Origin of the sequence: Paraburkholderia solitsugae (assembly GCF_013177695.1) — a bacterium.
Taxonomy (GTDB): Bacteria; Pseudomonadota; Gammaproteobacteria; order Burkholderiales; family Burkholderiaceae; genus Paraburkholderia; species Paraburkholderia solitsugae.
In genome coordinates, this window is the sequence record NZ_WOEY01000134.1 from 122,002 (window position 1) to 139,323 (window position 17,322).

Genomic DNA, 17,322 nt, shown 5'->3' on the forward strand with positions numbered 1-17,322 from the left:
TCGTCGTCGTGAGGGGCGGCGCGGTAGTGCCCGCGCCCCAGCAGGTTGTGCAGGGCAGGCCATGCAGATAGTTGACCAGTTCTTCCGATCCTTACTGGTGGGTCTCGTCGCGGATATACCAGGCGACCAGCCATGCAGGTTTTGCGGCGCTCGTGCCCACACAGGTATCGGCCATTTGCCAGATAAGGCACTCAGAGGCGAACCTCGAAGCATGCGGCACGAGGGCGGCACAATTGAGCGTTGTCAACGCGGCTTCTGTTTCGCTGCAGCGCGTCCTGCCGGCGTCTTTTTCGGTTCATTGATGAGCCGGTTGGTGGTCTGAAGTTCGGCTTCGGCCCGTGCGGCCCGTTGCAGCGACTCGAACGTGCAGGCGGCTGGGGAAAAAGATACTCGTGCGGTTCCAAGTGAGCCTTCTCAATCCGTGAAAATGCCGCTGATCAGGTCGGTTCGGTCAACTAGAATTGCACCGGACGCTGCGTTTTATGTTGCACAACCATCGCCCGCAGCAACACCTGACTACCGTGCATCACGTCGCGTACGCGAGTAACGATGTACACGGAATACTGACGACCGTCCGCACCTCAAGGCGCCGGCTTCGCCTGCCCATTCTGGCCAGCGTTCATCATCGCGTTTCGTTCCGCCTGATGTTTGGCGTTAACCTTTTCTTGCGCAGCCTGAAGATCGGCGGGATATGAACCGTCATCGCCCTGGGACGGGTTGTACCCTGCCGCCTCCAGTTCGTAGAGTTCATGCATGACCTCTGCGCGCGTGACTCGATGCGTCGCCGGGTCAGGCATGGTTTGCGCAAACACGCCAGCCGAAGTCGACAGCAGAATCGCGCCGGCGACGGCCAGGTTGCGCAACGACTGGTCGAATAACCGAATTTGTGAGACTGATTTCATGGCGATACTCCTGGTGTTTCAATGTGCTTGTTCGCAGGGCAGACAAGGCGAACCGAGAATCAGATAAGTGATAAAGCGTCAGCATTGGCTCGAGCTAGCAGGACGCAAGTTCAATGAGTCGCGCTGTCATCAATAAACGCGCTCGATGATGTGAGGGCATCCAGAGAAATGGCGATCACAAGATGTTTATTCATTTCAGACTCCTGAGTGTTTCGCGAGTATCGTGCGATGTACATTGAGTAGACGGCGTTTGATCGCCGAATATTCCCGGGCCTGAAAAAAAGAATACGGGCGCCCTTTGGAACGCCCGAAATAATTTCGAACAAGTTTGGAATAAACGTGCGGCCGACCTGGTAAACGCTGTCATTCGGCCTCGTCGTCCAGTCGGATGGAGCCACGCGCGAACGACCAGGACGTCGGGCGACGTCGAGCAGGTCGCGCATGGTTGGAACACGGACATCCGTGGTGCGGATGCGCTAATTTCTTGCGGGTTAATTGCAGGCAATCTGGGGATCACTTAATGAAGAAGCAACTTTTGGCATTGGCAACTTTGTGCCCGCTGGCAGGTGTCGTCCATGCGCAAAGCAGCGTGACGTTGTACGGTCTGATCGATGAAGGATTCGAGGCCGTCAGCAATGTACCGGTGGCTGGCAAGACCGGCGGCGGCACCAAATACGCGCTCGATGCCATCAACGGACTGAACGGCACACGATGGGGTTTGCGAGGCACCGAGGATCTGGGCGGTGGCCTTGCCGCGATATTTACGCTGGAGAATGGTTTCGACCTCAATACCGGCAAGCTCGGGCAAGGCGGTGCCGAGTTCGGCCGTCAGGCTTTCGTCGGTTTGAGCAGCAGCCGTTTCGGTACGCTCACGCTCGGCCGTCAGTACGACAGCGTGGTGGACTATCTGGGCAACTTCGAATTCGGCGATTCGAATGTTGGTACAGCGCACTCGGCTCACCCAGGCGATCTGGATAACTTCAATAACAGCCGTCGAACCAACAACGCGATCAAGTTCAGGAGCATCGACTACGCAGGGTTAACGTTCGGCGGCGTATACAGCCTGGGAGGCGTGGCGGGATCGTTCACGACTGACCAGGTCTATTCGCTCGGGGCGGGCTACAAGCAGGGGCCGCTTGCCATGGGCGTGGCTTACCTGAACGTGAAGAACCCGGCGGCTTCGCTGTTCGGCAGCAACCCGTCCGATACGTCAACATCCAATGGACTGACGGGCACGCCAGTGTTTAGCGGCTACGCTACGGCGCAGTCGTATCAGGTTATCGGCTGGGGCGGTTCCTATGCGCTCGGACCTGCTGCGTTCGGCGCAACCTATTCGAACATCCGGTTCGGCGATATTGGGGCTCTGGAGCGTAGCACGGCGGTTTTCAACGATGCCGAAGCGAGCTTCCAGTATCACGTGACGCCCGCTTTTCTTGCGGGCATTTCTTATAACTACACGCGCGGCAGCGAAGTGACGGGCAAGGTCGGCGGCGTGAACAACAACCAGTTCGCCATCGGTGCGAATTACACGTTGTCGCCGCGCACCGACGTTTATGCAGCGGTCGTCTATCAGACGGTCAACGGCCGGGATTCGACGGGGGCACCCGCCGTCGCGGACGTGAACGGCGTATCGCCGTCGACTAATCAGCATCAGGCGGTGGGTCGGTTGGGAATCCGTACGCGGTTCTGACGTCACATGTCGACGCGTGACGTAACTGTCGCGCTACCGAGTGGCGTTGGGGGCGTGAGCGAAGGGGAATAAGGCCGCCGGGTCGACGGTCACCGATGCAGAGCGTCATGCTGCCGGGTCAACCCGGCAGCCAATCTCAGACGCTCGTTTACTCAAGGAGTCGTGACGTGAAATCGAATTCGTCGAATCGACTTGTCGTGCTATCCATACCTGATCCGCTTATTGTGAACGCTGCGCTGTTGGCAGCATCGAACTGTGTACGCGCAAACGTCGCTGGAATTCGGCACACTTCACATAACGCGTTCAGAGGTTACTTACGAGTTCGAAAAGCCGAAGTGAGCAGGATATAGCGCGTTCTCCAGGTGCCGATCCGTACTACCCCCGACATTCAGGCGGGCAGCAGCGGGTCGAAGCCAAACTTCAAGCGGAATAGAATGCGCTAATGGCCGGTAACGACGCGGCGCAGACCCGATCCATGCCTTGATCAAGATTGACGATACGTCTATGAAAAACTCCTTCCTGAACGGCGCCACTGCACGCGGCGTCGTCGCCGTGTTGAGTCTCGCGATCGCGCAACTGGCGAACGCCCATGCCTATCCAAAACGTCAGGTGCCACCCCCTGGGGCTAGCATGTCTGTTTCGCCCAGGGAGGTGTTGATCGATTTCGATGACGGACTCGAAGCGGCATTTAGCGCGATCACGGTGACGGATGCGCAGCGGAGGTCCGTGACGCTTGGTAAGTCGATGGTCGATTCGTCGAACCCTAAGCACATGTCGGTGCTTCTGAACCCGCTAACGCCCGGTGTGTATACGGTCACGTGGGTTGCGGTCGCCGCCGACGGGCATCGTACGGAAGCCGAATATACCTTCACGGTCAAATAGCGGCGATCCTGTCTGGCGTTGTGTTTGCATTAGGAGTTCAGTGATTCTTTCTGCAATCTTCGGCGCTCAAGTCCGTTGCGCAATTGGCGCGCGATGGAAGCGCCGACGGTCGCGGATGCGGATGAGTGATGACATCGGTGCACCTATAAGAGGCCTGAAGCGGGCAAATAGTCGACCCGTAATGCCCGAAAGATCGGGGCTGAAGGGTGGGGCGAAGACTGTCCGATGAATTCCTGCATGCCGAGGACGCGCTCACATTGCGCGGCTTGTTCAACGTAGCCTTAAAGGAATTCCCTGCTGATATCGACGCTCGATCGTTGGCTGGCGTGGTTGGTACACCGGTGCGCACAATCGGATTGATGTGGACAATCACGACATCGTGTGTTCCGCGGTTATAGATCAGAGGGAAAATTACCGGGTTACCGACGTGGCCTCCGTCCCAGTAATGTTCGCTGTTGATCTCTACCGCCTGGGACAGCGTGGGGAGGCTGGCCGAAGCAAGCACCGCCTCTGTACACAGCTCCTGGCCCGAAAAGATTCGTATTTTTCCGAAGGGATCGTAGCTCTCCGCCGATTGTGCAACGGCGCGCCAGAAGTCGTGCAGTGCCTCGCGCGCGTCTTCGGAATCACCCGTTAGTAGACCGTGGGCCAGGACGGCGGCATTCATCGCCACCAGTGCAGGTGCGATGAATGCCGCCGATTACCTACCTGTCCCGGCCGTTCTCGCACGCCTACGATCAGTTGGCGCCATGCCAGCCTGGCCTGGTTCTGAATATAAAGGCCTGTCACGTCTATGCACACATCCTGTGAAGACATTCGGGTGAAGCCAAGGAATCCAAAAAAATATTACGTTGCGTCGCCGCGACGCACGATGTCATGTCTCTATTGCCCGTGTCTTTAAGGCGGAGCATATCGATGACCAACTCGAAAGTGGTGGCTTTGAGACCGTGGATGATGAACGGCCGTGCGTGTTCGCGGTTGTGCCCCTAGGCGAATGCGGCAAGCTGATCCCGGACTGGGCCGTCTATCCCTCTCCTGAACGACACATCGGGCACGCCCGTAGCGCGCCCGGGCGCCGCGGATTGCCGGACAAACTCCGCCTGAATCCGCACGTTTACGTCGTCGCCTACGGCCGGGAACCACGTCGATAGTCCAAACCTCGCGCGGCTGAAATGGCCTTCCGCCGAGAAGCCGAGCGTGTCCTGTTTCGTCAGTGGATCGGGCGCGAAGCCGTTGAACGTCACGTCAAGCGTGACCGGTTGAGTGGTGCCGCGGATCGTCAGATCGCCGGTCAACGTGCCGCGGGCGTCTCCTGTACGTTCGAAACGCGTGCTGACGAACCGGATCTGCGGATAGCGCGCCACGTCGAACATATCGGCCCCTTTGACGAGCTTGTCGAGGAGCGGCACGTTGGTATCCACGCTGGCGGCATCGATGGTTGCCGCAACTGAACTTCTATCGAGCCCGCCTTCGTTCCAGTCGAGCTTTGCGGTCGCGCGATCGAGGCGCATCGTGAAGCGCGAATACTTGAAGTGATCGACGTCGAACGTAATGCTCCAGTGGTGCGGATCAAGTTCGTACTGACCTGGCGGCACTCGCGTTTCAGACTGGCTGACGGTATGCGTGACCACCTGGAGTGGCGTGCATGCAGCGACTATCGCGAGCACCGCAATCCACAACGCGCGCGCGACAGTCGCATGAACGGAATGCTTCTTCATCGCTTTCATCCCAGGGCTTGACCAGCGTAACAGGAGCACAGGCGACGCGACCAACACTGGATCCAGTCAGGGTGCCGTTGATGGCCCGCCAGCGCGCATTCGAATCAGCCACGTGACATGCCTGGATTCGATGGCGATCAGACTTCCGATTCAATGCAGCCAGCTATCTGCAGTACTTCATGCGCCAACCCGGCTCGTCTTGACCCTCAATTCTTCGGCGGCGGCACGACATAGGTCCTCACGCCGGCTAGTGGCGATCCGTATCCACCAGACTGCGCATTGTTCGGCAAACCATTGGAGAGTTGTGCCCGCGGATCCGTCGGATTCAGATTCAGCTCTCCCGCCTGCCGATCACCGTGGGTGGGATACTCGCTCCCGCGTGCAGCCTGCGGCATCAACCGGGTGCTGTTTTCAGGCGCGTTGATATCGTCATATGGGCTGAGACCTTGCGCCGCGACGCTGCCCGCGGCGATACACGCTACCGCTAGCAGGATTCCTCTCAATGCCATCGGTGCTCGCGACACGCTCACTCTCTCGAAAACGTTTTTCATGTCAAATTCCTTAAGGTGGCGAAAGCACGAGACCTGCTATCGACCTTGTTCTTCACAAAGACGCGCTGTACAACAAGGCGGCCGATCCTGCTTCCTCATTCCCAGCGTCGGTTCGCTGCCGGCTTCTTCATGCGCGCAACATTCGGTACCCTTGAGCGGTTGCGGTGATGCGCCTGTTTCATGCGTGCAACCTGCCCCGTGAAGATCGGTTTGACGTCTGGGCAGGAGATTTCGGTGGCGTTGTTCGGGCCGTTCGGCCGTGCCTCGATCAGTTCATCAGGAAACCTCCACGCGGGTCTTGACTTGCGCAAATGCACCTGACGAATCGAGAACCGCCAGAGAAAGGACGACCACTGCAAATTCCTTAATTGCAGACCTCAGACGGTTTTTCGATATGCAATGAGTAGACTCCGTTTCGTCGCCGGATATTCCCGCAGCCTGTGAAAAAATGGAAATTTCCACGACCGAAACACGTAAAAAAAATCGATTGCGGTGTGAGTAGCCGAGCCGTGGTTCCGTTGACGGATCATCCGGCCATATCTTCAGGCCGGATGGAGCGATACCCGCGGGGCGGGTCCAGAGAGTAGGGAATAAGGATGACGGTTCAGTGGTTTACCCATGCAGAGCGACGTGCGCTGGAGACGAGTGGATTGCGGCCATCACGCGCTCGAAAACCAAGGAGTAGCAACATGAAATTGAATTCGCTTAATCGGCTTGTTGGTCAATCCGCGCGTGGTTCGCTCATTGTGAGTGCGGTGCTGATGGCAACGTCAGCCTGTGTGTACGCGCAAACGTCGGCGGAGCCCGGCACGCATCAGGTCACCCGTGCCGAAGTGCGGCAAGAACTCAAGGAGTTGGCGGCGGTCGGATATCGCCCTGTTCCCAATGATCTCTACTACCCAGATGACATTCAGGCGGCGGAACAAAGGTTGGAGGCCAAACATCAAGCGGAAAAGAATGCGCTGACGGGGGCAAACCAGATGGCGCAGACGAAGCACACGCCATGAATGCGACGGATTGCGCGTACAGGTCGCACACGGTTTCTCGAGGCCGGGCAGGGTCGGTTTGAGGTTCGCCCATCAATAGTGAGCGGTATCGGGGGCGCACCGTTTGATTGTGAAGTGCTGATGGTTCATGCCGAAGCGCGAGAGGAATGCATGTGTGTGAGGGTGGGCGATCTGAAGCCCTTCATCGGCGCCTCCCGGTCGTGGGTTGGCCGGTGGTGCGTTTCGGCCCGTTACTGACTCAAAAGCCGGCGTTCACTATAGCGTGTCTGACATTGGCCCGTTCGTGAATCCCGGCTCTGGCTGGCGGGGACTGCGCGGCCCGCTAAGGACCAGTTTGCTCGGTACGCGTGCGCACGCGCCGGGCAACTGGCGAAAATGGAAGCACTTCGTCACCGTTTTTGCGATGCGCTCCTGTCTGCGATCACCAGCCATCTGCCATACACATTTGTCGCCCGTGATTCCAGACATGAGGAGAACTGCCATTCAGGAGCCGAAGAACGGCTGGCAGTAGCTGACTGGACCTACGCATTCATTGCTGCCGGCCTGGGGCAGGGATGTGCATCCCGCAGCCATCAGTCCCGCGAAGGCGGCGGGGAGCCAGACTGCGCGGCGGATGGGCGACGAAACCTTCCTGTCTACGGGCCGGCTGCGCAAACCTGGAATGCCGTTCGCCGCCTTGTTGTCGCGGGCTGCGCCAGCGCTGTACGCGCCGGGGACCGGGCTTTCGCGAAGATCAAACTGGTTCATTTTCGCATCTCCTGTCTTGAATTGGAGCGGGGGGCGGGCCTGCAGGTCTTCGCACTTTCAGGCGCGGCCTCGCATGGCCATGAGCATGTCTAATCGACGTGCACAATTGGTTAGCTATGTAGACGCTGTTTCGTCGCTGGATATTCCCGCACCTTCAATAAAACACATTTGGCCGGCAGCGAAATCAGTTCGTCGTAGGCTCGTCAGCATCAGGCGGCGGATCGGTATTGGCCACCGATTCTGATCACGTCGCGGTTACGTGAGTGGTAATGCGATCCTGGTGCGCGGGCACCGCAGCCAACCAGGGCGCGAACCGGTTGCGCCGATCCCACGGCCACATTCGAAATGTGCAGCGGGCTGGAATAAAACGGATGACCCGGCAGTCTATGCATTGAATCCAGTCCGGAGGCCCGTCGGATAATCTGGCGGTCTACCTCCTGAACCTTAGTCGAGAGGGCACTATGTCGTCAGATCTTCCATCCGATCCGTCGCGCCGCGGCGCGTTGAAATGTCTTGCCTTCGGTGGCGTAGGCACCGTGTTTGTCCTGGCCGGCGGTATTCTCACGCCGGTGGAACTGGCCCTCGCCGCCACAGCGAAGGATTCGTCAGTTGCCTCGGGTGTTCCCCTGTTCCTTCAGATCAGCGATTCTCATATAGGCTTCAACAAGGAAGCCAATCCGGATGTCGCCGGTACGCTCAAGCAGACGATTGATTTTGTCAACGCCATGCCGATCAAACCGGCGCTGACGATTCACACAGGCGACATTACCCATCTTTCCAAACCGTCAGAGTTCGACCTCGCGGCCCAATTGTTGTCGGGCCTGAATATCACCGAGTTGCATACCGTTCCCGGCGAGCATGATGTGACAGACGGGCCAGGGACGGAATACTTCAACCGTTTCGGTCAAGCCTCGGACAACAAAGGCTATTACAGCTTCGACCACAACGGCGTGCACTTCATCGGGCTCGTCAACGTCATGCATTTCAAGCCGAACGGGTTGGGAGGCCTGGGCGACGACCAGCTCGCCTGGCTGGAAAATGATCTGAAGGGGCGCTCGTCCAGCACGCCGATCGTCGTCTTTGCGCACATGCCGATGTGGACGATTTACGAACCGTGGGGGTGGGGCACCGGCGATTCTGGCCAGGCGATGAGCTATCTGAAGCGTTTTGGTTCGGTCACCGTCCTGAACGGGCATATCCATCAGATCGTGTCGAAGGTGGAGGGCAATATCACCTTCCATACCGCGCGCTCGACGGCGTATCCCCAACCGACGGCCGGCAATGGCCCCGGCCCCATGCCGCTGACGGTGGCGAGCGATCAGCTTCCGAGGATGCTTGGCGTGACCAGCATCAAGATCGCGCGTCACCCGCTGAAGGCGACACTTACCGACACGACACTCGCCTGAATTGCCACACCGTGCTATTAACCAGGAACCCTATCATGCCAATCACTACCCTTCGCCGCGCCATGGCGGTCTCCGCCGGAGTCGCGATTTTCATGGCTGCATCGGCTGATTTCTCCGCCGTGCAAGCGCAGGAGTCTAATGTCGTCGTTATAAAGAATTTTATGTTCTCGCCGATGTCGCTCACGGTCAAAGCCGGCTCGACCGTGACCTGGAAAAATCTCGATGGCGAACCGCATGCGGTCGTCAATGATACCGGCCTGTTCCACTCCGGCGCGCTCGATCAGAACGACACCTTTCAGTTCAAGTTCGATAAACCCGGTGTCTACAAGGTATTCTGCGGCATTCACCCGTACATGAAAGAGACGATTACCGTCCAGTAGGTGCACTCTCTCCCTGAGTTCATGCCGCCAGAGGTTGAGTAACCGTCCGGAAGGAGGCGCGAGGGGGAGCTCCGTGCTGCACACTATCAATGCTGGTGCGCAGAACGGATTATCACATTCCGAACTGTGACGCTGCGCCGACTCAAGGTGTCGGCTTCGTCTGCCCGGTCTGCCCCAGGCCCATCACTGCACTTCTTTCCGCTTGATGTTTGGCGGCAACCTTTGCTTCTGCGGCCTGAATGTCGGCGGGGTAGTCCTCATCGTCGCCCTGGGCCGGGTTATACCCGGCCGCCTCCAGCTCTTCGAGTTCATGTCGCACTTCCGCGCGAGTGAGCTGATGTGCGGCAGGGGCAGACGAAGTTTGCGCATACACGCTGGCCGAAGTTGCCATCAGCACCGCGCCCACGACAACCAGCGCGCGTAGTGGCTGGTCAACAAACTGATTCATCGAATCCGATTTCATAATAGCGCTCCTTGCTTCCTGGGGTGCTGCGTCGCGCGAGGATCGGCCTGGGCTGAACATGATGCGAGCGGTGGTGAGAGGACGGGACGCATGCGTGCCGTCATCCACCAGGGAAGTTCAGCCGGGACGAAACGCGGGTTCAATTGGTAGTGCTGTCCGTCATGGTTGCGCGCTGTTTCGCAAGACGCTCCTGCTTCATGCGAGCGACCTGCGCCGCGAAGATCGGATTGACATCCGGGTACGAGGTATCGGTGACATAGTTCAGGCCATTCTGCTGCGCTTCGATCAGTTCCTGATAGACCTCCGCGCGTGTCTTGCTCTGAGCAAATGCGCCCGATGACATGAGAGCGACCAGAGAAATGGCGGCAATGGCGATCTTCTTCATTTCAGACTCCTGATAATAGTGTGCGGTATGCAATGAGTAGACGCTGCTTCGTCATCAGATATTCCCGAATCTTCGATAAAAGCATTGGCCTGACTGTTCGCGTCAGCTTGCGATGGGCGACATATATCGGATGGCTGGTCGCGGTGATGTCGGCCGTCCGCGGGGGGGGGAGGGGGCGCCGGTCCACGGGCATGGTTACGTTCGCGGGAGAGAGAGTGCGCCGTTGTGACCTTCAGCGCGAATACAATGACTCTGAAATCACTCATCCGTCTGCCCGCGCTCGAGGGCGTCGCCAGCCGGTATGGGGAGAATTAGAGGAGGGGCGTCGGATCGTGCACCGGACCGGGTAAGGGGAGGACTTGACTGGCGGCTCAAGCCGGAGATAATCCACAGCGACAGGCTTGGTTAGCTTGATGAATCTGCGTCAGCCGAGGCTTTTCCCCAGGATTACTCCGCACGCGCGTATTGATCACATGACCTCCACGAGCTACGCCAGAGTAATACGGAGCGATTTTGACCGGCGCGGAATAAAAACGACGTGCTGACGGTCTTATAACTGTCGGTCACGGATTGCGGTTACTGCAGGAATTTCACAATGACCGATCCAGTCAGCGCGCAGCGCTTTGAGAAGCTCGTGTTACCTCATATGAATTCGGCCTTCAATGTTGCGCGATGGCTGACGCATAACGACCAGGATGCCCAGGACGTGGTGCAGGAGGCGTATCTGCGCGCGTTCCGGTTTTTTGGCGGATTCCGCGGCGACGATGCCCGCGCCTGGTTGCTAAGCATCGTGCGCAACACCTTCTACACCTGGTATCAGCAGAACCGGGGCCACGCACCGGATACGTTGGAGTTTGAGGAAGACATGCATAGCCTCGAGACAAGTACCGCTGATCACGACGACAGTCCTGAAGCGATGCTCATACGCAGCCAGAGCCAGAAGCGGGTGCACAAGGCGTTGCAGAGTCTGCGTCTGGAATACCGGGAGGTGATCGTGCTGCGGGAGCTGGAAGAGTTGTCGTACAAGGAAATCGCCACCATTGTGGGCATCCCGATGGGGACGGTGATGTCGCGCCTCGGACGCGGCCGCCAGCAACTTGCGGCGCTGCTCGCCCCGACGGATCAGGAGGCATGATGGATCACGAACAGGCCTTCGAACTACTGCCAGGCTATCTCGACCAGGAATTGAGCCTGTCCGAGGCGCTCGAATTCGAGCACCATATGGCAGGCTGCGAGCAGTGTCAGCAGGTCTACGCGCAGCACCGCCAGGTGAGTGCGCAGCTCAGGCAGGCGGATTTGCGCGTCGAGGCGCCCGCTGAACTGGTGAAACGCATCAAGGCGGCGTTGCCGGGGCGGCCATCGCTCTGGCAACGGCTGGTTGAGCTGTCCGGTTCGCGCAGCGGCGGTGGGTCATTGGGCTGGGCACCGGTTGGCGCGATGGTGATGAGTGTGGTCGCGCTGACGTGGAGCGCGGGGTTGTACCTCTCGGTGCCGTCGAGCGAGACACGCCTGAGCCAGGAACTCGTGGACAACCATATCCGCTCGCTGCAGTTCAACCACCTCTCGGATGTGATTTCAACCGACCGGCACACGGTGAAACCGTGGTTTGACGGCAAGCTGGACTTTGCGCCGCCGGTGGTCGATCTGGCGCAGCAGGGATATCCCCTGGTTGGTGGGCGGCTGGATTACCTGGACGGGCGGCCGGTGGCCGTGATGGTCTATCGCTACAAGTTGCACCCGATCAATCTTTATGTATGGCCGGGGGACGACGCGGGTACCACGCCTCATATCTACCAGCGGCAGGGCTATCATCTGGCGCACTGGAGTGCTGTAGGAATGAATTACTGGGCGATTACCGATGCGGGCGACATGGAACTGAACGGCTTCATCACGGACCTGCGAGCGCATCCCGCTACCTAGCTGGCGTCAGGCCTGAGGCATCTGGGACGCCTTGGACAGCACGCGGACGGGAACCGGGTCATGGCGGCCCTTCAGGTGTGCATCAAGCTGCGGCAGGTCTGCCGCTGAAACGCCGGCATGCTGGAACACCTGTTCGGACACGATAGCGTCGCAAGCGACTTCTTTTGTCAGTTCCTCAAGTCTTGAGGCCACGTTCAGTGGGTCGCCAATTGCCGTGAATGTCACATGCTCGCGAAAGTCAATCTCACCCATTACAGCCCGGCCGCAATGCAATCCAATGCCAAACCGGATGGGCGTTTGCAGCTGCTGTCCGAGCGCAGCGTTGAGTTGATCAATGTTGGCTGCCACCAACGGCACCGCGCAGAGCGCCTGGCGACACGCAATAGCCGGCTCGCCGCGTAAGCCAAGATCGCGAGCACAGCGTCGCCCATGAACTGCGTTGGTATCTGCGCTACAAGCTCAGTCTGCGCGATCTTGTGGAGATGATGGCTGAACGCGCTTGTCCCTCGCCCACACTGCGGTCCTGCGTTGGGTGAAGCGCTACACGCCAGAGTTCGTCAAACGCTGGAATCAGCTGGCCACGACAGCCGGTCGATCGTGGCGAGTCGACGAGACCTATGTGAAGATTCGTGGCAAATGGGCCTATCTTTACCGCGCTGTTGACCGAGCGGGAAAAACGATCGATTTTCGCCCGCCTGCCGAATTTGCACCACGACCCCGCATCCCGCCGAGTCAGGGAATAACCGGCGCATGCTCACGGTACTATAGGCATGGCATCCGAAATGGGAGATCAAAATGGACATCATCGACATGGCCCGTGCGTCGGGATTGACCGTTATCCTCGATGGCAGGATTGGCCGCGAGGAATACCAGAGCGTATGCGGTTCGGTATCAGCGTTACAGCGATTCGCCGCGTCGCTACGGCTATGCGCGGCGCATCAGCATGCCAGCGCCCCGCATCGGTCATCGGCGGCCAGCGTGTTTGGCCGGTTACGCCGGCGCATCAGCAGACTTGCGAGAATAGCGGGCGCCATGGCGACGCCCTCCCGACGCATGTCGCGCCTCGTTCATCGGAGACAGAAGTGAGAGGCTTCGGCGGGACGCCCACCCCACCGGCGAGGTGAGGATCAGGATGCAAGCCGTTCTGCGCCGTCTTCAACTCGCCTCGGGCCTCGTGATGCTGACCTATCTCTTTCTGCATCTGGTCAATCACGCGCTCGGGATCTGGTCGCTCGACCTTGCGGGACGCGGTCTCGTACTCGCGCTGCGGCTGTGGCGCAGCACGCCTGGAACGATCGCGCTGTACGGTGCCGCGTCCCTGCATTTTGCGCTGGCGTTGCACACGCTATACGGGCGGCGTCACTGGGCGCTGCCGCCCGCCGAATGGATCCGCCTCTGGGCCGGGCTCAGCCTGCCGATGCTGCTGATCCGCCATGCGGTGACGACCCGGCTTGCGTCTACGCTCTATGGCTTCGAGCCCGACTATGAGCGCGTCATCGCCGTGCTGCTCACGAGCGGCACACAGGGTCTGCAGCTTGCGCTGCTTGCACCGGGCTGGATACACGGATGCCTCGGACTGTGGTTCCGCCTGCGCCACTATGTGTGGGCGCGCCGCGTGAAGCCCGCGCTGCTGGCGTTCATGGTTCTGTTGCCGCTGCTGTCCGCAGCGGGCTTTGTGCGGATGATGCGAGCCGTCGAGGGGAAGCGCCTCGGACTTCCGCACGCCGATCCGACGCTCGTCGCCCATCAGGCAGCACTCGGTGCCTGGCGCCACAATCTTCTCACCCTGTATCTCGCCCTGGTTGCCAGTGCGTTGATCCTGGGCCAGTGGCGCAACGGCCTTGAACGTCGAAGGCTGCGAAAGAGTTCACTGAGTTCCTGACGGGTTGGGACTGCACGCGAGATCCCCACGCCCGCATATTCGTCAAAGATCGGGCACATCTGGCGAAGGCTGCACCGGATGGTTTCGTTCAGAGGTTCGGATTCATGTTTCGGGAAGTAAAGCGTGCTCTGAAAGGGTACCCAGCATCTTCCCAGTAGATTTTGGGCAAACCGAAAGATTGCCTTACGTCAAAAAACGCGTATAATTGAGTGACTACTCACTCTATATATGCAGAAAGTCCATGGCACGCCCGTTGAGTCCGGAAAAACACAACGCCCTGTTAATGTCGGCAACGCAGGCCGTTGCTGAGCAGGGTGTGCAGGCCACCACGGCGAGCATTGCCCGGGGCGCCAGCGTGGCTGAGGGTACCTTGTTCACGTACTTCGAGAATAAGGAAGTGCTGTTTCAGGAGGTCTATCTGCACCTCAAGCGGAGCCTCGCGGAAACCGTGATGCCGGACTATCCTGATGAGGCGGACTACCGGCAACGCATGGAGCACGTTTTCCAGCGCTATGTGAGTTGGGGGCTCTCCAATGCCGCCGGGCGGTTTGCCGTCGCGCGGCTCTCGGCTTCGGGGCATATACTGGACGAGACGAGGGCGCGGGGTATGGAGGCGTTTCTGGCGGTGTCCCGGATGATGGAGGCCGGAGTGCGTGACGGTGTGTTGGTGGATGCGCCAATCACCTTTCTTTCATCGGTGATCGAGCACATTGCCGATACCACAATTGAGTACGTGAACAAGTATCCAGAGGATGCTGAACGTCACCGCGCGCTGGGATTTCGGGTCCTATGGCGGGCGATCACGGAGTAAAAATTTTCGACTTTAATTGAGCGCGTAGTCGCTCATTTATTTGCAAGGAGAACAGAATCATGTCCAGTCAGAAGTGGTTCATAACCGGCGCGTCCAGTGGTCTGGGGCTTGCCCTCACTGAAAAGGTGCTCGCAGAGGGGCACCGTGTGGTTGCAGCGGTGCGCCGTGTCGACGCGATGCAGGAGTTGAAACAGAAATACCCGGTGCTGCTCGAGGTGGGGTCGCTCGATTTGACCAATCGCGAGCAGGTGCAGGCTGTCGTTGAGCGCCACGCAGATGTCGACGTCGTCGCCAACAATGCCGGTGGCGCAGTTATCGGCGCAATGGAGGAAATGACTGAAGCCGATATCCAGCAGCAGCTCGCTCTGAACCTGCTCGCACCCATTCATGTTACGCGTGCGTTCCTCCCAGCGATGCGTGCGAAGAACAGCGGCACGCTCCTCTATGTCAGTAGCGTCGGTGGGCGTGCAGCCTTCCCGAGCGGTTCCATGTATCACGCCGCGAAGTTCGGTCTGGAAGGCTTTGCTGAATCGGTGAGCCAGGAAGTCGCCGAGTTTGGCATCAAGACGATCATCATCGAGCCGGGCTCGATCAAGACGGGTTTTGTGGCCAATATCCGCTGGACCCAGGAACTCGACGCCTACAAGGACGGCATAGTTGGACAGCTTCGCCGCCAGATTGTGGCGGTTGGTGAGGAACAGGCTTCGGGTGACCCCGTGAAAATGGCCGACGCCATCTATACGGTCAGCCAGATGCAGGAGCCGCCGCTGCGTGCTGTCCTTGGCGGGGATGCCTATGCGGTGCTGGACGCTGGTTACTCGCGAAGCCTCACGGCGTTGCAGGCGCAAAAGGAGCTTGCCGAATCCGTGATGTTCGAAGGTAAGGCTGGATTCAATCCGCAGTAAGCATGGTGACCGCTGCATCGCAAGCCGCCGTGAAGCAATGCGTTTTGCCGACGGCGGTAGCCAGGAGCGTGCTCGAAGACTGCCGCATGGCAGAGACGAAAAGCGCGTCGGGTTTGCAGCGGCCTGTGTCTGCGGGTGAAGCCGATTAGTTTTGGGATCGCCCGCGGCTCTGTCAAAAACGCACCGGGATCGGTGCATCTCAAAGGTCGAACGATCATGTCCAAAGTCTGGTTGATTACAGGTGCGTCCCGAGGTTTGGGCCGCTCCATTCTCGAAGCCGCGTTGCAGGATGGCGGCAAGGTACTGGCGAGCGCGCGCGACACGTCGCGATTCACCGATTTGCAGGCGCGGTACGGCGATCTCCTGGCAACGTTTGAACTGGACGTCACGAATGAACAGCAGGCGAAGGAGGCCGTGTCCGAAGCGGTGCGCCTCTTCGGACGGCTGGACGTGCTGGTCAACAATGCCGGCTATGGCCATATTGAGCCGTTTGAGTACACGTTCGCTGAGGATTTCCGCGCGCAGATTGAGACCAATCTCTTTGGGGTGGTGAATCTCACGCGTGCGGCCATTCCGGTCATGCGAGCACAGGGCGGCGGCCACATTTTTCAGGTTTCGTCGGCAGGCGGCCGCATCAGCACTCCGGGACTGTCGGCTTATCAGGCGGCCAAATGGGCGGTGGGCGGATTCAGCGACGTAGTCGGCAAGGAAGTCGCGCCCTTCGGGATCCACATCTGCACGCTGGAGCCCGGCGGCATGCGCACCGAATGGGGTCATGAGGCTCGCGCGACGCTGCAGAATTTGCCGCAGGACTACCAGGCATCGCTGGGAGACTTCAAGGCGCTCATTGATGCCTACGTCGGCCATGAAGTGGGGGATCCTGAGCGCATCGCGAAGCTGATCGTGGCGCTAGCATCGCGTGCAATGGTTCCAGCGCGCCTTGTGCTGGGCTCAGACGCCTGGCAGGTCGTGGAAACCGAGGAACAGGCACGCCGCGAGACGATGCAGCGCTGGAAGCCCGTCACCCTCGCTGCCGATTTTGGAGCCGTATCGCCCGAGTGGCCGTCGGAGTGACACCATGCGCGTTGTCCTGATCGGCGCGACCGGCATGGTTGTTGGATTGAACTCAACGTCCAGCAGACCCGCTACGAGTGCATTACCCAGTCTCTCTTCCCGCTGGACAAGTTGTCGCTGATGCATCAAATGGAGCACGGCGACAACGCTCGCATGTTCGATCGCGCGCGAGTCTAGCTCGTGGCTGCTGCCTGCGATGAGATCCAGCCAAATGAACCCGACCACCGAGTCTTGAAGTCGCACTGGCAGGCACAGTCTCGAGGTTGGACCATCTGGCGGTTCGAATTCCACGACGGTGGGGTGATGCGCGTCGACCATCCTGGTAGCCATCGCTCTCATTTGTGGCTACTACTCTGTCTTGCCATCTTTCCTGCTGCGAGCGTTCCCGGTGGAGATGCGTTATACGGGCATCTCTCTGAGTTTCCAGCTGTGTGGCGCAATTTTCGGTGGTACGACGCCGTTGATTGGGGTTTCGTTGGCGAAGACGTTTGGTGGCGATTGGTTGCCATTGGGGATTTTGTTCTTGTTGATTTCTGGAAACTTGCAGAGCTGTGAATCGGGGCTTGGTCGGACGGCCACCCACGTCTCAACATGAACGA

General features: G+C 59.2%; 20 protein-coding genes and 2 pseudogenes. 14 read left to right on the top strand and 8 right to left on the bottom strand.

Translation table 11 applies throughout. The features are described 5' to 3' along the window. Positions 1–581: 581 nt before the first annotated feature. Entirely contained in the window at positions 582–902 is a 321-nt protein-coding gene (locus tag GNZ12_RS34935) for a DUF4148 domain-containing protein (RefSeq protein ID WP_172316525.1), read from the bottom strand. 110 nt (positions 903–1,012) lie between these two features. Then, positions 1,013–1,345, bottom strand: a complete 333-nt coding sequence (locus GNZ12_RS34940) for a hypothetical protein (protein WP_172316526.1) — start codon at positions 1,343–1,345, stop codon at positions 1,013–1,015. A 77-nt stretch (positions 1,346–1,422) separates the two neighbouring features. Between GNZ12_RS34940 and GNZ12_RS34945 the strand changes: the two genes are divergently transcribed. Both GNZ12_RS34945 and GNZ12_RS34950 read left to right on the top strand, forming a co-directional pair. Continuing rightward, the gene (locus GNZ12_RS34945) at positions 1,423–2,592 is read left to right on the top strand and encodes a porin (protein ID WP_172316527.1); all 1,170 of its coding nucleotides are present in this window, start codon (positions 1,423–1,425) and stop codon (positions 2,590–2,592) included. Positions 2,593–3,096: 504 nt separating this feature from the next. Beyond that, positions 3,097–3,474 carry a copper resistance CopC family protein gene (locus GNZ12_RS34950; RefSeq protein ID WP_172316528.1) on the top strand — a complete coding sequence of 126 codons (378 nt, stop codon included), beginning with the start codon at positions 3,097–3,099 and terminating at the stop codon, positions 3,472–3,474. 319 nt (positions 3,475–3,793) lie between these two features. Here GNZ12_RS34950 and GNZ12_RS34955 read toward each other — a convergent pair. From GNZ12_RS34955 to GNZ12_RS34965, 3 genes and pseudogenes are all read right to left on the bottom strand, one after another. Next, positions 3,794–4,144 (bottom strand): annotated as a pseudogene (locus GNZ12_RS34955) (patatin-like phospholipase family protein); the annotation flags it as partial. A 316-nt stretch (positions 4,145–4,460) separates the two neighbouring features. Next, positions 4,461–5,192 (bottom strand): YceI family protein, encoded by a 732-nt coding sequence (locus GNZ12_RS34960; protein ID WP_172316529.1) that lies wholly within the window; start codon positions 5,190–5,192, stop codon positions 4,461–4,463. Positions 5,193–5,398: 206 nt separating this feature from the next. Further along, the gene (locus GNZ12_RS34965; protein ID WP_235993980.1) at positions 5,399–5,701 is read right to left on the bottom strand and encodes a hypothetical protein; all 303 of its coding nucleotides are present in this window, start codon (positions 5,699–5,701) and stop codon (positions 5,399–5,401) included. Positions 5,702–6,432: 731 nt separating this feature from the next. On the opposite strand from GNZ12_RS34965, the gene GNZ12_RS34970 reads away from it, so the two are divergent. The 4 genes from GNZ12_RS34970 (at position 6,433) to GNZ12_RS34985 (ending at position 9,283) form a co-directional block, all read left to right on the top strand. After that, positions 6,433–6,750, top strand: a complete 318-nt coding sequence (locus GNZ12_RS34970; protein WP_172316531.1) for a DUF4148 domain-containing protein — start codon at positions 6,433–6,435, stop codon at positions 6,748–6,750. Between the two features lie 375 nt (positions 6,751–7,125). Then, positions 7,126–7,590, top strand: a complete 465-nt coding sequence (locus GNZ12_RS34975; RefSeq protein ID WP_172316532.1) for a hypothetical protein — start codon at positions 7,126–7,128, stop codon at positions 7,588–7,590. 368 nt (positions 7,591–7,958) lie between these two features. After that, positions 7,959–8,903, top strand: coding sequence for a metallophosphoesterase family protein (locus GNZ12_RS34980; RefSeq protein WP_172316533.1), 945 nt, complete (start codon positions 7,959–7,961; stop codon positions 8,901–8,903). Between the two features lie 35 nt (positions 8,904–8,938). After that, on the top strand, positions 8,939–9,283 hold the full coding sequence (locus GNZ12_RS34985) for a cupredoxin domain-containing protein (protein ID WP_172316534.1): 345 nt from the start codon (positions 8,939–8,941) through the stop codon (positions 9,281–9,283). 142 nt (positions 9,284–9,425) lie between these two features. Here the strand turns inward: GNZ12_RS34985 and GNZ12_RS34990 are convergent, their stop codons facing one another. Together GNZ12_RS34990 and GNZ12_RS34995 are read right to left on the bottom strand one after the other, a co-directional pair. Further along, positions 9,426–9,746 (bottom strand): DUF4148 domain-containing protein, encoded by a 321-nt coding sequence (locus GNZ12_RS34990; protein WP_172316535.1) that lies wholly within the window; start codon positions 9,744–9,746, stop codon positions 9,426–9,428. A gap of 139 nt (positions 9,747–9,885) precedes the next feature. Beyond that, complete coding sequence (locus tag GNZ12_RS34995) at positions 9,886–10,131, bottom strand: DUF4148 domain-containing protein (protein WP_172316536.1); 246 nt, start codon at positions 10,129–10,131, stop codon at positions 9,886–9,888. 595 nt (positions 10,132–10,726) lie between these two features. Here GNZ12_RS34995 and GNZ12_RS35000 point away from each other — a divergent pair. Together GNZ12_RS35000 and GNZ12_RS35005 are read left to right on the top strand one after the other, a co-directional pair. Beyond that, entirely contained in the window at positions 10,727–11,266 is a 540-nt protein-coding gene (locus GNZ12_RS35000; protein WP_172316537.1) for a sigma-70 family RNA polymerase sigma factor, read from the top strand. Next, complete coding sequence (locus GNZ12_RS35005) at positions 11,266–12,051, top strand: anti-sigma factor family protein (RefSeq protein ID WP_172316538.1); 786 nt, start codon at positions 11,266–11,268, stop codon at positions 12,049–12,051. Before GNZ12_RS35000 ends, GNZ12_RS35005 begins: the two co-directional genes overlap by 1 nt. A 6-nt stretch (positions 12,052–12,057) precedes the next feature. Here GNZ12_RS35005 and GNZ12_RS35010 read toward each other — a convergent pair whose 3' ends face one another. Continuing rightward, positions 12,058–12,399: an adenylate/guanylate cyclase domain-containing protein gene (locus tag GNZ12_RS35010; RefSeq protein WP_328806108.1), complete on the bottom strand. Its 342-nt coding sequence runs from the start codon at positions 12,397–12,399 to the stop codon at positions 12,058–12,060. A gap of 86 nt (positions 12,400–12,485) precedes the next feature. On the opposite strand from GNZ12_RS35010, the pseudogene GNZ12_RS35015 reads away from it, so the two are divergent. The 6 genes and pseudogenes from GNZ12_RS35015 to GNZ12_RS35040 all read left to right on the top strand — a co-directional run. Next, positions 12,486–12,739, top strand: a pseudogene (locus GNZ12_RS35015) (DDE-type integrase/transposase/recombinase); the annotation flags it as partial. A 107-nt stretch (positions 12,740–12,846) separates the two neighbouring features. Then, positions 12,847–13,137: a hypothetical protein gene (locus tag GNZ12_RS35020; RefSeq protein WP_172316429.1), complete on the top strand. Its 291-nt coding sequence runs from the start codon at positions 12,847–12,849 to the stop codon at positions 13,135–13,137. 46 nt (positions 13,138–13,183) lie between these two features. Then, positions 13,184–13,933 carry a hypothetical protein gene (locus GNZ12_RS35025; protein ID WP_172316539.1) on the top strand — a complete coding sequence of 250 codons (750 nt, stop codon included), beginning with the start codon at positions 13,184–13,186 and terminating at the stop codon, positions 13,931–13,933. 241 nt (positions 13,934–14,174) lie between these two features. Further along, the gene (locus GNZ12_RS35030) at positions 14,175–14,744 is read left to right on the top strand and encodes a TetR/AcrR family transcriptional regulator (protein WP_172316540.1); all 570 of its coding nucleotides are present in this window, start codon (positions 14,175–14,177) and stop codon (positions 14,742–14,744) included. Positions 14,745–14,803: 59 nt separating this feature from the next. Next, complete coding sequence (locus GNZ12_RS35035) at positions 14,804–15,649, top strand: SDR family NAD(P)-dependent oxidoreductase (RefSeq protein ID WP_172316541.1); 846 nt, start codon at positions 14,804–14,806, stop codon at positions 15,647–15,649. 216 nt (positions 15,650–15,865) lie between these two features. Then, on the top strand, positions 15,866–16,723 hold the full coding sequence (locus tag GNZ12_RS35040) for an SDR family NAD(P)-dependent oxidoreductase (RefSeq protein WP_172316542.1): 858 nt from the start codon (positions 15,866–15,868) through the stop codon (positions 16,721–16,723). The last annotated feature ends 599 nt before the right edge of the window (positions 16,724–17,322 follow it).

Bases quoted from the DNA above. Each gene is read 5' to 3' on its own strand.
- GNZ12_RS34935 (WP_172316525.1), bottom strand. From the start codon at position 902: ATGAAATCAGTCTCACAAATTCGGTTATTCGACCAGTCGTTGCGCAAC.
- GNZ12_RS34940 (WP_172316526.1), bottom strand. From the start codon at position 1,345: ATGCGCGACCTGCTCGACGTCGCCCGACGTCCTGGTCGTTCGCGCGTG.
- GNZ12_RS34945 (WP_172316527.1), top strand. From the start codon at position 1,423: ATGAAGAAGCAACTTTTGGCATTGGCAACTTTGTGCCCGCTGGCAGGT.
- GNZ12_RS34950 (WP_172316528.1), top strand. From the start codon at position 3,097: ATGAAAAACTCCTTCCTGAACGGCGCCACTGCACGCGGCGTCGTCGCC.
- GNZ12_RS34960 (WP_172316529.1), bottom strand. From the start codon at position 5,192: ATGAAGAAGCATTCCGTTCATGCGACTGTCGCGCGCGCGTTGTGGATT.
- GNZ12_RS34965 (WP_235993980.1), bottom strand. From the start codon at position 5,701: ATGGCATTGAGAGGAATCCTGCTAGCGGTAGCGTGTATCGCCGCGGGC.
- GNZ12_RS34970 (WP_172316531.1), top strand. From the start codon at position 6,433: ATGAAATTGAATTCGCTTAATCGGCTTGTTGGTCAATCCGCGCGTGGT.
- GNZ12_RS34975 (WP_172316532.1), top strand. From the start codon at position 7,126: ATGGAAGCACTTCGTCACCGTTTTTGCGATGCGCTCCTGTCTGCGATC.
- GNZ12_RS34980 (WP_172316533.1), top strand. From the start codon at position 7,959: ATGTCGTCAGATCTTCCATCCGATCCGTCGCGCCGCGGCGCGTTGAAA.
- GNZ12_RS34985 (WP_172316534.1), top strand. From the start codon at position 8,939: ATGCCAATCACTACCCTTCGCCGCGCCATGGCGGTCTCCGCCGGAGTC.
- GNZ12_RS34990 (WP_172316535.1), bottom strand. From the start codon at position 9,746: ATGAAATCGGATTCGATGAATCAGTTTGTTGACCAGCCACTACGCGCG.
- GNZ12_RS34995 (WP_172316536.1), bottom strand. From the start codon at position 10,131: ATGAAGAAGATCGCCATTGCCGCCATTTCTCTGGTCGCTCTCATGTCA.
- GNZ12_RS35000 (WP_172316537.1), top strand. From the start codon at position 10,727: ATGACCGATCCAGTCAGCGCGCAGCGCTTTGAGAAGCTCGTGTTACCT.
- GNZ12_RS35005 (WP_172316538.1), top strand. From the start codon at position 11,266: ATGGATCACGAACAGGCCTTCGAACTACTGCCAGGCTATCTCGACCAG.
- GNZ12_RS35020 (WP_172316429.1), top strand. From the start codon at position 12,847: ATGGACATCATCGACATGGCCCGTGCGTCGGGATTGACCGTTATCCTC.
- GNZ12_RS35025 (WP_172316539.1), top strand. From the start codon at position 13,184: ATGCAAGCCGTTCTGCGCCGTCTTCAACTCGCCTCGGGCCTCGTGATG.
- GNZ12_RS35030 (WP_172316540.1), top strand. From the start codon at position 14,175: ATGGCACGCCCGTTGAGTCCGGAAAAACACAACGCCCTGTTAATGTCG.
- GNZ12_RS35035 (WP_172316541.1), top strand. From the start codon at position 14,804: ATGTCCAGTCAGAAGTGGTTCATAACCGGCGCGTCCAGTGGTCTGGGG.
- GNZ12_RS35040 (WP_172316542.1), top strand. From the start codon at position 15,866: ATGTCCAAAGTCTGGTTGATTACAGGTGCGTCCCGAGGTTTGGGCCGC.